Source organism: Corallococcus sicarius (genome assembly GCF_003611735.1).
Classification (GTDB): domain Bacteria; phylum Myxococcota; class Myxococcia; order Myxococcales; family Myxococcaceae; genus Corallococcus; species Corallococcus sicarius.
The window spans coordinates 1-393 of record NZ_RAWG01000789.1; the positions used below are offsets into that span (position 1 = coordinate 1).

Below are 393 nucleotides of genomic sequence, written 5' to 3' on the forward strand. Positions count from 1 at the left end.
GAATGGAAAGGAATTAAGTGGAGGTGGATGGGATGGGAAGGGATGGAGTACAATGGAATGGATTACTGTGGAATGGAATGGAATTGAATGGAATGGAATGAATTGTAGTGGAGTGGAGTGGAGTCAAATAGAATAGTGTGGAATAGAATGGAAAGGAATGCAATGGAATGGAATGGAATTGAGAGGAGTGGCGTGGAGTGGAGTTGAATGCAGTGGAATGGAATGGAATGGAATGGAATGGAATGGAATGCAAAGGAATGGAATCAACCCGAGTGGAATGGCATGGAATGGAATGCAATGGATTGGAATGGAATGGAATCAACTCGAGTGGAAAGGAATGGAATGGAATGGAAAGGAATGGAATGAAGTCAACTCGAGTGGAAAGGAATGGAA

General features: G+C 43.0%; 1 protein-coding gene. It reads left to right on the top strand.

All coding sequences use genetic code 11. The annotated features are described in order from the left end of the window. Nucleotides 1-157: 157 nt before the first annotated feature. The coding region (locus tag D7X12_RS45800) for a hypothetical protein (protein WP_208719664.1) at nucleotides 158-393 on the top strand (236 nt) is incomplete at its 3' end.